Origin of the sequence: Companilactobacillus jidongensis (genome assembly GCF_003946575.1) — a bacterium.
In the GTDB taxonomy this organism is placed as follows: domain Bacteria; phylum Bacillota; class Bacilli; order Lactobacillales; family Lactobacillaceae; genus Companilactobacillus; species Companilactobacillus jidongensis.
In genome coordinates this window covers 1-14,189 of the sequence record NZ_RHOP01000010.1, presented here as the reverse complement: position 1 = coordinate 14,189, position 14,189 = coordinate 1, and the positions used below count along the sequence as shown (strand labels likewise).

At 36.2% G+C, this 14,189-nt stretch carries 13 protein-coding genes and 1 tRNA gene; 6 read left to right on the top strand and 8 right to left on the bottom strand.

The annotated features are described in order from the left end of the window. The first annotated feature begins 115 nt into the window (after nucleotides 1-115). Nucleotides 116-1,072 (top strand): LysR family transcriptional regulator, encoded by a 957-nt coding sequence (locus tag EKM68_RS07460; protein WP_125589546.1) that lies wholly within the window; start codon nucleotides 116-118, stop codon nucleotides 1,070-1,072. 3 nt (nucleotides 1,073-1,075) lie between these two features. On the opposite strand, the gene EKM68_RS07455 is transcribed toward EKM68_RS07460, so the two are convergent. From EKM68_RS07455 to EKM68_RS07440, 5 genes are all read right to left on the bottom strand, one after another. Beyond that, entirely contained in the window at nucleotides 1,076-2,014 is a 939-nt protein-coding gene (locus EKM68_RS07455) for an FAD:protein FMN transferase (RefSeq protein ID WP_125589384.1), read from the bottom strand. 108 nt (nucleotides 2,015-2,122) lie between these two features. Next, nucleotides 2,123-2,272 (bottom strand): DUF5945 family protein, encoded by a 150-nt coding sequence (locus EKM68_RS13695; protein WP_225422981.1) that lies wholly within the window; start codon nucleotides 2,270-2,272, stop codon nucleotides 2,123-2,125. Nucleotides 2,273-2,436: 164 nt separating this feature from the next. After that, nucleotides 2,437-4,209 carry an oleate hydratase gene (locus EKM68_RS07450; protein WP_125589382.1) on the bottom strand — a complete coding sequence of 591 codons (1,773 nt, stop codon included), beginning with the start codon at nucleotides 4,207-4,209 and terminating at the stop codon, nucleotides 2,437-2,439. Nucleotides 4,210-4,445: 236 nt separating this feature from the next. After that, nucleotides 4,446-5,270 carry an aldo/keto reductase gene (locus tag EKM68_RS07445; RefSeq protein WP_225422980.1) on the bottom strand — a complete coding sequence of 275 codons (825 nt, stop codon included), beginning with the start codon at nucleotides 5,268-5,270 and terminating at the stop codon, nucleotides 4,446-4,448. A gap of 185 nt (nucleotides 5,271-5,455) precedes the next feature. Then, nucleotides 5,456-6,574 carry a serine hydrolase domain-containing protein gene (locus EKM68_RS07440; RefSeq protein ID WP_125589380.1) on the bottom strand — a complete coding sequence of 373 codons (1,119 nt, stop codon included), beginning with the start codon at nucleotides 6,572-6,574 and terminating at the stop codon, nucleotides 5,456-5,458. Nucleotides 6,575-6,757: 183 nt separating this feature from the next. On the opposite strand from EKM68_RS07440, the gene EKM68_RS07435 reads away from it, so the two are divergent. The 4 genes from EKM68_RS07435 to glyA all read left to right on the top strand — a co-directional run bounded on the left by EKM68_RS07435 (nucleotide 6,758) and on the right by glyA (nucleotide 10,441). After that, nucleotides 6,758-7,306, top strand: a complete 549-nt coding sequence (locus EKM68_RS07435) for a LemA family protein (protein WP_125589378.1) — start codon at nucleotides 6,758-6,760, stop codon at nucleotides 7,304-7,306. 11 nt (nucleotides 7,307-7,317) lie between these two features. Beyond that, the gene (gene htpX, locus EKM68_RS07430; RefSeq protein WP_125589376.1) at nucleotides 7,318-8,235 is read left to right on the top strand and encodes a zinc metalloprotease HtpX; all 918 of its coding nucleotides are present in this window, start codon (nucleotides 7,318-7,320) and stop codon (nucleotides 8,233-8,235) included. A gap of 144 nt (nucleotides 8,236-8,379) precedes the next feature. Then, complete coding sequence (locus tag EKM68_RS07425) at nucleotides 8,380-9,198, top strand: DNA/RNA non-specific endonuclease (protein WP_125589374.1); 819 nt, start codon at nucleotides 8,380-8,382, stop codon at nucleotides 9,196-9,198. A gap of 13 nt (nucleotides 9,199-9,211) precedes the next feature. Further along, a complete protein-coding gene (gene glyA / locus EKM68_RS07420) occupies nucleotides 9,212-10,441 on the top strand; it encodes a serine hydroxymethyltransferase (protein ID WP_125589372.1) in 1,230 nt (409 codons plus the stop codon). 58 nt (nucleotides 10,442-10,499) lie between these two features. Here glyA and yjeM read toward each other — a convergent pair whose 3' ends face one another. From yjeM to EKM68_RS07405, 3 genes are read right to left on the bottom strand one after another with little or no spacing between them, the layout of a single operon-like run. Continuing rightward, a complete protein-coding gene (gene yjeM / locus EKM68_RS07415) occupies nucleotides 10,500-12,038 on the bottom strand; it encodes a glutamate/gamma-aminobutyrate family transporter YjeM (protein WP_125589370.1) in 1,539 nt (512 codons plus the stop codon). A gap of 39 nt (nucleotides 12,039-12,077) precedes the next feature. Next, a complete protein-coding gene (locus tag EKM68_RS07410; RefSeq protein WP_125589368.1) occupies nucleotides 12,078-13,508 on the bottom strand; it encodes a C69 family dipeptidase in 1,431 nt (476 codons plus the stop codon). Between the two features lie 11 nt (nucleotides 13,509-13,519). Next, complete coding sequence (locus tag EKM68_RS07405) at nucleotides 13,520-13,846, bottom strand: heavy metal-binding domain-containing protein (RefSeq protein WP_125589366.1); 327 nt, start codon at nucleotides 13,844-13,846, stop codon at nucleotides 13,520-13,522. Nucleotides 13,847-14,001: 155 nt separating this feature from the next. On the opposite strand from EKM68_RS07405, the gene EKM68_RS07400 reads away from it, so the two are divergent. Then, nucleotides 14,002-14,073: transfer RNA gene (locus tag EKM68_RS07400), tRNA-Gln, on the top strand. Nucleotides 14,074-14,189 lie beyond the last annotated feature (116 nt).

The following is a 14,189-nucleotide window of genomic DNA, read 5'->3' as shown; positions in this document are numbered from 1 at the left end:
AGAATTCCTTAATTCAAAGTGTAGATTATAAAGTTATTCTTGTGAAATATTTATTTAATTATTAATCTATAACAAATTTGTTATAATGAAATTAACTAAGACTGGAGTGTTGATAATGCCTTTGATCGATTCACCAAATATGCTGCAATATCTGGATACTTTACTCAAATATGGGAACTATACCAAAGCCGCAAAAAGTCTGTATATTTCTCAACCTTACTTAACTCAGACAATAAAAAAAGCCGAGAAAGAACTCGACATCGAAATTATTAATCGACATGATACCCCGTTGCAACTAACTGAGGCTGGCCGAATTTATTACCAATATTTGAATTCCATGGAAGTTGAACAAGATAACTTCCGAAAACGTATTTCACAATACGCATCCACTGAACATACAATCATTCGTATTGGCGTACTTTCTAGTTTGGGAACATATTTGTTGCCATTATTTTTGCCCACATATCTTAAATCACATCCCAACGTGAAGATTGAACTACATGAAGCCATTCCTGATATCAATGAAAAGAAAACTCTTAATGGTGATCTAGATTTCTTTATTGGTCAAAATCCCGAAACTATTTCGCCTCGATTGACCGTCTATGATCAAGGTAAGCACGGTTACTATGCTATCATCCCTGAATCATCTACACTTTATCAACCTGGAGAAACGTTTTTAAAACCAGAAAGTATTTCTATCAAAGAACTACTTAAAGAGAAACTTATTCTTACCACTCATGGTTCCGCAATCAGACGTCAGGTCGACTATCTAATTCACAAATTCAAGATTCAACCTGATGTGGCTTTGGAAAGCAATAATATTTTTACTATCGTAGCTCTGGCTACCAATAATTTAGGAGTAACATTCTTGCCCGAAAGCGTCCCTATTCCTAATACCGATGCTGATATTAATATCTACAAACTGCCACTAGATTTAATTTCGTTAAATTATTTCATCGCTCATCCAGCCGACAAAACTTTAATTGCGGCCGAAACCGAATTAGTTGATTCTTTCTTACATTATTTAAAATTTGATATCGAAGTAAAAGACGCCAGTTCAATGATAAGTTGATTATCATTGAACTGGCGTTATTTTTGTCTTCAAATCATTTGAATAAGCCATTTGGCCATCGGTCGTAATTACCACTCCATCAATTCCATCAAGAGTATTGAGTATCTCAATAGCCTCTAATGCATTATTACTAAAAAGCCGTGTTGTCCAAATTTCACAATCAATCGACTTATCAGCAACTATTGTAATACTAGCCAGATCAGTCTTAATAGGATAGCCTGTCTTACTATCAAAAATATGATGATACGTGTGCCCTTTCCAGACAAACTTACGCTCATAAATACCTGATGTTACAACTGATTGATTCTTAATCTTCAACGCCGCCACAAAATTACCTCGTGGCAGAAATGGATTCTGAACTCCGATTCGCCACAAGCCATCATTGTGTTCAGGTTCATCACCAAAAGTTAAGACATTGCCACCCAAACTTATAAAAGCCGCCTTGGCACCTTGTTCATTGAAGTACTTGATGATTTTATCGGCAAAATATCCTTTGGCGATTGCACCCAGATCAATCGACATTTGTTTGTGCTTTAAGAAAACCGTTTGATTAGCTTCGTTCAAAATAATATCAGCTGGATCGATGACTTTAAGCAATTCATCGATTCGCGATTGACTAGGAAACTTAGCATCATCAAATCCGATACGCCATTCTTGAATCAATGGACCTATGGCAATATTCATAGCACTATTTCGAATTAAGCTTTGTTCTTTGCCAATGGTTACCAATTCAAACAGGTCAGCTTCAACCTTAACAGGTTCAATCCCAGCATTTTGATTGATATGCATCAAATGTGAATTATTATCATTAGCACTGAAACGTTTCTCGTAATCCACCAATTTTGTTTCAGCAACGTCCAATAAAGATCCAGGATCATCGGCTTCAACCCAAATAGGTATTATCGTTCCCATTAAGTGCAATGTACGGCTAGCTGTTCTCATTACTTGTCTCCTAATCAAATTATATAAACCAAACTATTCTAGTATTATAATGCATTTAAATAAAAAAGATGATGAACGGTGTTGCCATTCATCATCTTTTCAAAGTGCCTACGCACTTTTTTTAATTAATTTATTAACGGCCTCTTCGATCGATTTACCGCATGCAGAAATTTTTTTGTTATTTTTCTCTACGACGGTAAACAGATGTTTCTTTTTATCCATTGAAACAGTATATTTTTTCATATTGTTTACCTCCACGTTCGAATTTTTAATTTCTAACTATACTAGCTTTATCGAGAATGTCAAGTTCGCATCTTGATAACTGCAGTTTACGACCTTCCAAACCTTTTTATTAGTTATTTGCCCAAACCATACAAAAAAGCAACCTCAGTTGAGATTGCTTTCGTTAAAATACATTCAAATTATAGAAGTTTTGCTTCTTTCAACAATTCTTCAATATATGTTCCGTGAATCTTTTCTAGAACTTCTTTTTCTACCATACGCTCCTTGAATGGAAGTTTGACATCTTTCAAACCTTTTTGATCATTCAAGTAATAAACAGCTTTCATCAATACACGTGTATCAAAGGCTGAAGCAAATACTTCAGGAACTCCACGATCAACGTCTAACAATGTGTAAACAGCTTCCATAGCTGTACGTACTGAATACTCAGTTGTGAAGACTGTGTCACGTTCTGTTTCAGAGAAGTTACCAATGAATGCCAAGTTCTTTGAACCTTCTGGCACTACTAATGGACGATCTCCAACTTTTCTAGGCATGAAGTATGAAGTGATATATGGCATATGTGTTGGAATTGTGCTTGCGTGATTTTCAGCAATATCTTTAATCTTATCAGTAGGAACACCAATGTGATATAGCCACTCTTCACATAGTTCTTCACCAGAACATTCCGTAATCTTCTTATTAACGAAGTTACCAGGTTTGTCTGAGAATAATCCATAGACCCAGACTACCAATTCATTAGGTTTTTGAGCCTTAAAGTGTGGTTGACGACTAATTGAATATCCGTACAACCAATTAGAATCCTTAATACTTACGGGACCACTAGTTACGATTGAACCACTGTGTGGATCTTTCTTACTGATCTTCTCGATATAAGGAACTGCTTCATCATCTGTCAGAGTGATAGTTCCAGAAATTACCCAGTTAGCATCAGGAATATTCTTACAGAACTTGTCTGGGTGACCGAATGCAGAATCTTGTTTTGCCAAGTTCTCCCATAGTTTCCAACTATCACCCAATTCATGTTCTACTGGTGCTGGATGTGTCTGATCACCATAAGTTGTACTCTCAGTGATTGAACCATTGGTTACGAAGACCAAATCATTTTCAGTTAGATCAACTGAAGTATCTTTGCCATCAGTTGTCATATCGATCTTCTTAGCGACTTTTTCGTTATTGGAAGTATCAACTTCGATATTCTCAACATGAGTATTGTATACGAAATGAACTCCTTTGCCTTCTAGGAACTTAACGATTGGCAAAATCAATGATTCATATTGATTGTACTTTGTAAATCTCAATGATGATAGATTTGGCAATGAATCGATATGGTGAACGAATCTCATCAAATAACGTCTCATTTCCATAGCACTTGCCCATGGTTCAAAGGCAAACATCGTTGACCAATATAGCCAGAAGTTTGACTTAAAGAATTCTTCTGTGAATACTTCATCAATTCTCTTGTCATCTAGGTCTTTTTCAGGTGTTAAAACTAAATCTAATAATTCTTGAACTGCCTTAGGTGTCAAAGTCAATTTGTCAGGTGTTTCAATTGCCTTCCCTTGATCTTGGATAGCTCTACCACTTGAATAACTTGGATCTTTTTTATTCAACCAATAGAATTCATCCAAAATCGAAACACTAGGATCCTCAAGTGTTGGAATTGATCTGAACAAATCCCAAAGTGTTTCGAAGTGAGGTTCCATTTCTCTACCACCACGGATAATATAACCTTTTTGTTCATTCCAAATTCCGTCCATACTTCCACCAGGAAGTCCTAATTCTTCAAGGACATGAATCTTGTCACCCTTCATTTGACCATCACGTACAAGGAATGTTGCAGCAGCCAAACCAGCTAATCCAGAACCAACAATATATGCTGACTTATTGTCAACACCTTCTGGTTTTATTGGATGTGCAAATGCTTCATAATTACCGTTACTTCTATACATAAGAACCACCTCTTGAATTATGATTAACACGTACTGTAAGTGTTTACACCTACAATATAGTTCCAATACCTTAAAACTACAATAAAAATATATGAATATTCTGATTCTTTTTTTGAATAATTATTTATAAATTTTTGATAACAATTTTAATACACAAAAAGAGCAGAATTGAGTATTATCTCTGCTCTTAAAATAACTAATTATTAATAATAATCATTTTCTCTAATATTTAAAGACTAAAATTCTTCATATTCAGCAGGATCTTGATTTTTAACCCTTCCATCAACCTTGGTTAGACCATTGATTCTTTGCATGTCTTCATCAGAAATTTTAAAATCAAAAATATCAATATTATCAAGTTGTCTGCTTGAATGTGTAGATTTAGGAATTGGCAGCGTATCAAGTTGATGTTCCCATCTTAAGATTAATTGACCAACTGATTTGTTATATTTTTTTGCTAATTCAACCAAAGTTGGATCTTTCAAAACAGCACTGGCACGACCTAGTGGGCTCCAATCCATTGTCACAATATTGTGTTCAGAATCATACTTGCGCATATCCTTTTGATTGAAGTATGGATGTAATTCAATTTGGTTAACTACAGGAACTACGCCGGTTTCTTTTTCCAAACGATCCAAGTGTTCTGGTAAGAAATTACAGACACCAATTGATTTAACTAACCCAAACTTCTGAGCATCAATCAAAGCATTCCAGGCCTCGACATACATGTCACGTTTGGGATTAGGCCAATGCAACAAATATAAATCAAAATAATCCAAGTGTGCACGATATAGTGACTCTTGAATTCTCTCAATTGCGTCATCGTAATGATAATAACGACCAGGTAGCTTTGAAGTAACTGTCAATTCAGTCCGCGGAATGGATACATTTGCAATCGCATGACCAACAGCTCCTTCATTTTCATAATTATATGCGGTATCAAGCATCCGATAACCATTATTAACAGCTGACACGATACTCTGAGCACCCTTACTACCATTTAATTTATATGTTCCAAAACCAACTTCAGGGATAATTTGACCATCATTTAATTTATACATTGATATAACCCTCCTCATGAATAAGTTACACCAAATAAAAAAAATGCACAAAAAAAGACCTTCCATCAATCCGTGACAGAAAGTCTTGAAAGTCACCTTACAGTAAATCTTTGGAATGTGTAAGATGACCCTTGTGCAGGTAGGCTACCTGCTCTATTAATAATACACGTTTCATAACCAAATAGCTAATTATTATTTAACATACTAAAAATTTGTGATGCAGTTGGCTTAATATCAGCGGCTAATCTTTGATAATTTTCCAATACAATTACTGAATTATTACCATCGTCGGAAATATGAGCGACTGTTTGGAAACCATAGCCCCAACCATTAGCGAACTTATTATTGTGACCATTGTAGAAACCGCCGCCGTATGAGCTACTGCTACCAGCTTTGAATAATTCATCTTTAGACTTCTTAGACAAAAGATTTCCTGCAACAATATAATGTTCAGCTTTATATAAATCTAAGGCACTCATATATACCTGGCCAGTGCCCAATTCATCATATGTGAAATAACTATTAGTCTTGAAGGCCCGATGATAGTCGGCCTTTGGTGAAAGTGGATCAACGTTACTATATCCCGCGGCCTTTTCAATTTGTGGCGACTTGTCATAAGCAAAAATAGTATGCTTCAAATCCAACTTATCAATGTAAGTCTTGGTAAACATATAACGATATGACTTGCCCGTAGTCTTCTCCAAGATTCCACTGAGTAAATTGAAATTAACCGGAGAATAATACCATCTATTATAATATAATTCTGAGAAATGTAATTTTTTAATATCATTTTTGAGAATATGATCATCGGACATGACCGCCGACGGGCCAATTTGATTAGTCATTACCAATCCTGACTTCATATCTAGCATCTGACGTATCGTTATCTTTTTACTACCCGGTATTGCTGGATAAAACTTATGTAATTTGTCATTTAAACTTAATTTCCCTTTTTCAACTTGTTTCATGATCATAGCGGCTGTCAATGATTTTTGAATTGAATCTATCTCGTAAGTGGTGTTATCAACGTTCATTCTACCTTTGCCAAAATCAGAATAACCACGACTAGTTTCATAAACAACTTTGCCGTCCTTAACCGCTAAAATAGTTCCAGAAAAATCCTTTTGTGTTAGCAGACTGTCCACTTTGCTAGCAAATTCGTCTTGATTAATATTTTCACTTGTATCAGTTGATTGATTGGCACCAGTTGTGTCATCTGCACTAATGAGTTTCAAAGGTACAGTAGGAATTAATAAAATAAAACATAACAGTGAAATCAAACCTACTTTAATTTTATTTTTCATATTTGCATCTCTCTAAGAATAATTTATAATTATATTTCTTTTATCAAACAAATTATAAATTATTTTAAATTATTCAAATAACAATATTGTCTAAATATCCAATTTGTCCATAGTCTTGAATTATAGGCTCTTATATGCAGATATGGTAGAATTAGATTTAATAAAAGCTAAAAGGAGAAATTTATGACCACAATTATTATTGTTGTTATTATCGTTTTACTAGTGATTGCATACGCAGCCATGTACAACGGCCTTGTTAAGTATCGCAACCGTGCCCGTGAATTCAGTTCACAAATAGACGTTCAACTAAAGCGTCGTACTGACTTAATTCCAAATTTGGTAGAAACTGTAAAAGGCTATGCCACTCATGAAAAGGAAACACTTTCTAAAGTAGTCGAACTTAGAAATAGTGTTGCTAATGCTGGTTCGCTACAAGAAAAAGTTGACGCCGACAATCAACTTACTGGAGTATTGAGACAAGTTTTTGCTTTAGCTGAAAATTATCCTGATTTAAAAGCTAATCAAGAATTTGGTAAGTTGATGGAAGAATTATCAAATACAGAAAACAAAGTTGCCTATGCTCGTCAAGCATATAACAGTCAAGTTCAAGCATATGACACGGCAATTCAAACCTTCCCAAGAAACATGGTTTCAAAAATTCATGGATTTAAAGAAATGGACTTCTTACAAATTCCTGAAGCAGAAAAAGAAGCCCCTAAAGTTAAATTCTAGGGAGTTAAATTATGATTTACCAGCAAATTGATAAGAATAAGCGTAAAACTTATTTCATTTTTGCATTCTTCTTCATTATCCTTGCTGGGATTGGAAGTTTTATTGGTGATTTCTTCATGAACAACATCTGGGCTGGTATCATAATTGCTCTAGTTGTTGCGCTAATTTATACACTGATAACTTACTTTCAATCTACCAGTATTGTTATGCAGATGAATGGTGCCAAAAAACTAAATTCAGCTGAGGAGGCTCCCGACCTGTGGCATATCGTTGAAGATCTGTCGATGGTGGCTGATATTCCTCTGCCTGATATTTACATCATCAATGATGACAGTCCCAATGCCTTTGCAACGGGACGTGATCCACAACATGCGGCCGTTGCCGTTACTAGTGGCCTATATAAGATGATGGATCGTGAAGAATTGGAAGGTGTTTTGGCTCATGAAATATCTCACGTCAAAAACTACGATATCCGTGTCTCGACAATTTCACTTGCCCTATCCTCAGCCATTATTTTTTTAAGTTACTTGATTGGTAATGCCTACAGATTTGTGTTGCCATTCGATAGAGATGATCGTGATTCAAACAACGGTGGCTGGTTAGCCGTCCGTGCTGTACTTTGGCTGATCGGAATCATCTTCATGATACTTGGTCCGTTCATTGCCAGTTTGGTTCAATTAGCTGTCTCTCGCAATCGTGAGTATCTGGCTGACGTTTCTGGTGCTGAACTGACTCGGAATCCACAAGGACTAATAAATGCCTTAGAGAAGCTAAAATCAAGTACACAACCAATGAAAAAAGTTGATGACGCTAGCTCCGCACTATATATTGACGATCCAAATAAAAAGAAAAAACATTTTTCAGGTCTATTCGATACTCATCCACCATTGGATGACAGAATTGCAGCACTGAAGAAGACTTTCATGTAAGATTCAATCTCTTTTGATTGAATCTTTTTTATTTGCTCATCGAATTACTAATTTAGCAGTCTTTCGATTAAGAAATGCTAGTGTTGTATGATAAAATTACAGTTGAAGATTTTATTATAAATCTTTGGGTTGAGGGGAAATTTTATGTATATGTTATTACTGATCCTATTAGGGGTCATAGTTCTATTTACCACATTTATGACAAAACCAAAGAAACGTGTCCATCATCGTCTGGTTTCATTGGGATTATTGTTGATAATCGCTGGTGGATCGGGAGTTTATGAGAGTTATCAAGGAAATACTCCAAAGGCTGGAGATAATCCAAGGCAAGAGGAAAAGACAAAAACTGATTCATCAACTGATCTGGCAAATTTAGATTATCAAAATTACCAGAATCAACAAGAAATTAATGTGAACAACAATAAGCCTACTTTTACCACTTCTGATTTAAGTATTTCTAATGGTGCTTGGCAGGACTTCGCAAACTTAGATAATCTAAATCGTGCAATTCAAGCCGATGCCTTACTAAGTAAGAGCCTAATGCCAACTGCAAAGCGTGAACCTTTGTATGTCAATCCAACTGGATGGCATAACAAAAAGCTCAAAACTGGATGGCTCTACAATCGTTCTCACTTGATCGGTTATCAATTAACTGGTCAAAATAACAATCCTAAGAATCTGATGACTGGTACGAGATCATTAAATTCTCCAGAAATGTTAAAACACGAGAACGACATTGCATATTACTTGAAGCAGAACCCTAATAATTTCATTCGATATCGCGTCAAACCGATTTATCGTGGAGATGAATTAGTTGCTCGGGGTGTTCAGATGATGGCTGAATCACTTGATAGTCAAGGAAATGCAGATGGGCAAGTTTCATTCAATGTTTATATCTTTAACATTGAAAGTGGAGTAACAATTAATTACTCCGATGGTACTAGTGTGGTCAATAACAATTAAGGAGATGCTTTGAATGCAATATAGTTCAGGTGATAAAGAAATTTTTGATTTAATTGGTAAAGAAGAAGATCGTCAAAATCGTAATATCGAATTGATTGCTTCTGAAAATATTGTTTCTGATAATGTTAGAAAGGCACAAGGTTCTGTTCTAACTAACAAGTATGCTGAAGGTTATCCTGGCAAACGTTATTATGGTGGCTGTGAATACATCGATCAAATCGAAACACTTGCCATCGAACGTGCCAAAAAATTATTCAACGCTGAATATGTTAATGTTCAACCGCATTCTGGTTCACAAGCCAATGCTGCAGCTTACCAAGCAGTTCTAAAACCTGGTGACTCAGTTCTAGGTATGGATCTTAACGCTGGTGGACATTTGACTCATGGCTCAAAAGTTAACTTCTCAGGTAAGATGTATCAATTCCACTCATATGGTGTTAACGCTGATGGATTCATCGATTATGATGATGTTCAAAAAATTGCTGAAGAAGTTCAACCTAAGTTGATTGTTGCTGGTGCTTCAGCATACAGTCGTATTATTGACTTCAAACGCTTCAAAAAAATTGCTGAATCTGTGGATGCACTATTGATGGTCGACATGGCTCATATTGCTGGTCTAGTTGCCGTTGGCTTACATCCCACTCCAATTGGCGTTGCAGATATTGTTACAACAACTACTCATAAGACACTCAGAGGTCCTCGTGGTGGTATGATCATTGCCAAAAAAGAACTTGGCAAAAAGATAAATTCCGCAATTTTCCCTGGAACACAAGGTGGACCACTAGAACACGTTATCGCTGCTAAAGCCGTCGCCTTCGGTGAAGACTTGCAACCACAATTTAAGGATTACATGGAACAAGTAGTTAAAAATGCCACTGCAATGGCAAAGGTCATTAATGATTCTGAAGACCTATCAGTTCTAACTGGTGGTACAGATAATCATTTATTGAACGTTGTTCTTACTGGTACAGATATGAACGGTATGGAAGTTCAAGACTTGCTTGATACCATTCACATCACATCTAACAAGGAAGCCATTCCTAATGATCCATTGCCACCTAAGTACACATCAGGTCTTCGTTTAGGAACACCTGCTATTACTTCACGTGGATTCAATGAAGACGATTGTATTGAAGTTGCAAAAATAATCGTTGAAGCTATCAAATATCATGATGATGCTGACAAGCTTAAGGAATTGGATGCACGTACTAAGGCACTTACTGACAAACATCCCATTAAATAAAAATCAAATTTTTCCACAAAAAAAGGACAAAACTCAAATCGAGTTTTGTCCTTAATTTTTATCCTAAATTAGCATCTGAATCACTATCTTCTGCCTGTTTAGCTTTTTCCTTACGTTCATACCTATTAAACATAAGCAACGCAATCACACCGAAGACAACTGGTCCAATGATAGTCCAGAAGGCATCCATGTATGCATGCTCAATGATTGGTTGTACCAAAGTAAAGACGACTGCTAGAGCAAGAACAACGAAGACGACGATTGAAACTGTCCACATCGCTGTCCTATTCTTGTAGAAGACATATGGTTTTTCAATTTTATCATTTATGTTGAAGAATGGATATGCTCCAACTAAGAATAAATATGGAATAGTTGTAGAAACGTTAGCCATCAACGTCAAAACATTATATAGTTCCTTAGCATTTCTACCACCGAAAGCAATTAAAACAACCATAACACCAACGACTGCGGCTTGAATCCACATTGCGTTAGCTGGCATACCATGTTTATTTAATTTAGTAACTTTTTCAGGCCAGAAGTCCTTAGGTGTACCTAAAATAAATGACTTCAATGGTGAATATGCTAGAACAAAGAATGCTCCCATATACAAGACAAACATGTCAAAACCAGTAAATCTTGCTAGCCATTGACCGGTCGTAATTGCGGCCGCATGACTCCAACCAATACTGTCGGCAAATTGATAACCTAAGTTACTCATCATAACGTAGGTAATATTACCCAAGTTAACATTAGACTTACCTAAGATTTGGCTCCAGTTAGTACTAATACCCCACATAAGAATTGTTAATGAGTATGTAATAGCAATAACAACAGCTGAAATCAAAATACCACGTGGGAAGTCACGCTTAGGGTTCTTCATACTATCAGTAACGGCACCCATTGATTCCATACCACCGTATGCGAAGATTGCATAAACGACGAATGAAACCATACCGATTGGCGAAGCGAAGGCAGGGTTAGCTGAATGAATAAATGTATTCATACCTGTAATAGGTTCAGCTGTGTGGAATCCTGTCGTGAATAATAAGATCAAACTCAAAATGAAGAAAATACCATTCAGAGCAATTGTCATAATACCACCAAAGTTAGAAACTTTGGAAATCTTATCCATTCCCATGCTTGAGAAGGCTGTGACAAAAACGATCCATAATAGTCCTAAAATACCAATAACTTGTGTTCCACTTAGTCCCAACACACCCCATGATTGAGTTGTATCATGACCTGCGAATGCAGTTGAAAGTGGGATCCACACCTTTGTTGAAGTGGAAACCAACCATACTTCCCAAGAAGCTAGCCAGATAAATGTACCAGTGAAGGCAATTTTTGGTCCCACAGCTCCTTCGATCCAAGAATAGATACCACCTTTAGCTTCGTTAAAGGCAGAACCATATTCGGCCATCATAAATCCTGCTGGCAGGAAGAAGAATACAGCCGCGAATACATACCAAATAATACTTGCTAATCCCATCTGTTCATAAGCAACAGTTGTGTTAGCGAATCCGAAAATCGCCGAGAAAATCATCATTATTAAACCAAATAACGTAATGGTTTTCTTGGTCGAATTACCATCATCCATTTTCATAATCCCCTTATTTTTATTTCAAAGTTCAAATATTTATAAATTCATATCTGTCTTAAAGTTTAGAGGCGAAAAATTAGTCGAGTCCGTAATTAACTGTGCAATTAATTCTTTATACGCATCCATTGATGTCTTTGCCATCTTGAATGATGCTTCAGTTAAAAATTCAGGTAATTCCTCAGAGTCTTTGCTCAAGGCTTTCATATCAAAGTCACGTAACATATTACGAAGAGTGATATTAATATCTTTTTGTTTTGCTTGGTAATCCTTGCCAAGCTCTTTGTAATGATCATCTAACAAGACGCCTGCCAACTTGTATGTCCAGTAAGCTGACTTGCTATCATATGGTAATTCACCGATCTTGTAGTCTTTAGGAGTATCTGTCATTCCCATATAGAATGGAACATAGATACTTTGTGAAGCTACACCCATAGCGAGCCATTGAACACAAGCAACTTCAGGATCCATGTCTGGACGAATCTGTAAGACATGTGATTCTTGCGTCTTGGCCAAACTAATTGGACGATAACGCTTGTTGTTGGCGCCATTATTCAATGGATCATACTCAGTCTTTTGGTAATGTGATGCTAGATAATCTTGAGCATCATCGACACTTAATAATCGATTTGCTTTTTTAACGAATGATAATTCTTCACTTTCAGGGCTTTCATCAGTTTTCCCTGAAAATTGTTGCTGTCCCCACCAAACACGTGGAGTACTATAGATCTCATCTGAAAGGGTGTGAGTTCCAAAAATATTTCTAAAATTAAAGCCCTTTGGATCAGGATTCAAACTATTATCGTTCACAAATTCTTGTAGATCATTTCTAAATAAGAAATTATCTGTATCGTTAAAGTCAACTTCTTGAATTGCTAATTGATTGGCAACAACCGCATAACTGTCGTCGGGAATTCGTTGTGCAACCCAATAGTGACCCGAACCACTTTCAAAATACCAGACTTCATCCTTATCGGAGAAAAGCACGCCGTTTGTCTCACATGTTCCGTGCTCTTCGATGATTTTACCAAGAAGCAAAACACCCTCCCGAGCTGTTTTCACATATGGCAAAACTACGGTGATCATTGCTTCTTCACCAATACCATTTTCGTCAAGCGGATCAACTCCTAAGACACGTTGGTTAGAATAAGCACTTTCTGTAGCACTCATTCCCACCCCATATTCGTTGAAACCATCTTCCTCAAATAATCCTTCTTTGAAAGTCCATTCAGGAGTAGCTGAATATTTAAAGCGAGTTTTGGGTAGATCCATTGAAAAATCATTAGCTTGAGAAACAAACTTTTGGTCATCGTCGAACTCTTTATGTTCATGAATCACAAAATGCTTAGGCCATGAGGCCTGTGAATCCTCATTTCTTCCGATAATAGTTGACCCATCAAGTGTGGCCTTTTTACCTATTAATATGCTTGTACAAGCTGAAAGAGAACTTTTGTTATATTCTAATGACATATAATCTCACCTTACTTAAATTTTACTGCGGTACCGTAAGCAGCAACTGTTTCCATATCGGCACTTATCGAATCAGAATCGAATCTCATCATTACTACGGCATCAGCCCCCATCTTTACAGCATTATCACGTAAACGCTCAATCGCTATATCACGAGCTTCAGAAAGTAATTCAGTGTAGGCTTTGATTTCACCACCAACGATGTTCTTCAAGCCAGCACCAATATTCTTGACTACATTCTTCGATTGAGTTGTTAATCCAAACACCTCACCGATGATCTCGTATTCTTTCCCTGGAATACGTTCAGTTGTAGTTACTAATATCTCGCTGTTATCCATATATTCACCTCACAAATATTTTTTTATCACTCCCATAATAAAGATAACACAAGAATCATTATTAAATACCATTATTAACCAAATTTTTCACATATTTTTACTTGACTTTATTGCTGTTTTTTATTAATATTTTATTGTTAATCATTAAGTGTTAATGGGCAATCGCCAAACGGTAAGGCAGCGGACTCTGAATCCGCAATTTGTAGGTTCGAACCCTACTTGCCCAATTGATACAGCAATTTAAGGGACGTTATTAGTATTTTTACGGTTCTATACTTTCTGGTATTGATGAATAATCAATACCAGTTTTTTTGTACTCTTTTAAAACAAAAAGAACATCACT

Excerpts from the sequence above, each read along its gene's own strand:
- EKM68_RS07460 (WP_125589546.1), top strand. The coding sequence starts at position 116 with ATGCCTTTGATCGATTCACCAAATATGCTGCAATATCTGGATACTTTA.
- EKM68_RS07455 (WP_125589384.1), bottom strand. The coding sequence starts at position 2,014 with ATGAGAACAGCTAGCCGTACATTGCACTTAATGGGAACGATAATACCT.
- EKM68_RS07450 (WP_125589382.1), bottom strand. The coding sequence starts at position 4,209 with ATGTATAGAAGTAACGGTAATTATGAAGCATTTGCACATCCAATAAAA.
- EKM68_RS07445 (WP_225422980.1), bottom strand. The coding sequence starts at position 5,270 with ATGTATAAATTAAATGATGGTCAAATTATCCCTGAAGTTGGTTTTGGA.
- EKM68_RS07440 (WP_125589380.1), bottom strand. The coding sequence starts at position 6,574 with ATGAAAAATAAAATTAAAGTAGGTTTGATTTCACTGTTATGTTTTATT.
- EKM68_RS07435 (WP_125589378.1), top strand. The coding sequence starts at position 6,758 with ATGACCACAATTATTATTGTTGTTATTATCGTTTTACTAGTGATTGCA.
- htpX (WP_125589376.1), top strand. The coding sequence starts at position 7,318 with ATGATTTACCAGCAAATTGATAAGAATAAGCGTAAAACTTATTTCATT.
- EKM68_RS07425 (WP_125589374.1), top strand. The coding sequence starts at position 8,380 with ATGTATATGTTATTACTGATCCTATTAGGGGTCATAGTTCTATTTACC.
- glyA (WP_125589372.1), top strand. The coding sequence starts at position 9,212 with ATGCAATATAGTTCAGGTGATAAAGAAATTTTTGATTTAATTGGTAAA.
- yjeM (WP_125589370.1), bottom strand. The coding sequence starts at position 12,038 with ATGGATGATGGTAATTCGACCAAGAAAACCATTACGTTATTTGGTTTA.
- EKM68_RS07410 (WP_125589368.1), bottom strand. The coding sequence starts at position 13,508 with ATGTCATTAGAATATAACAAAAGTTCTCTTTCAGCTTGTACAAGCATA.
- EKM68_RS07405 (WP_125589366.1), bottom strand. The coding sequence starts at position 13,846 with ATGGATAACAGCGAGATATTAGTAACTACAACTGAACGTATTCCAGGG.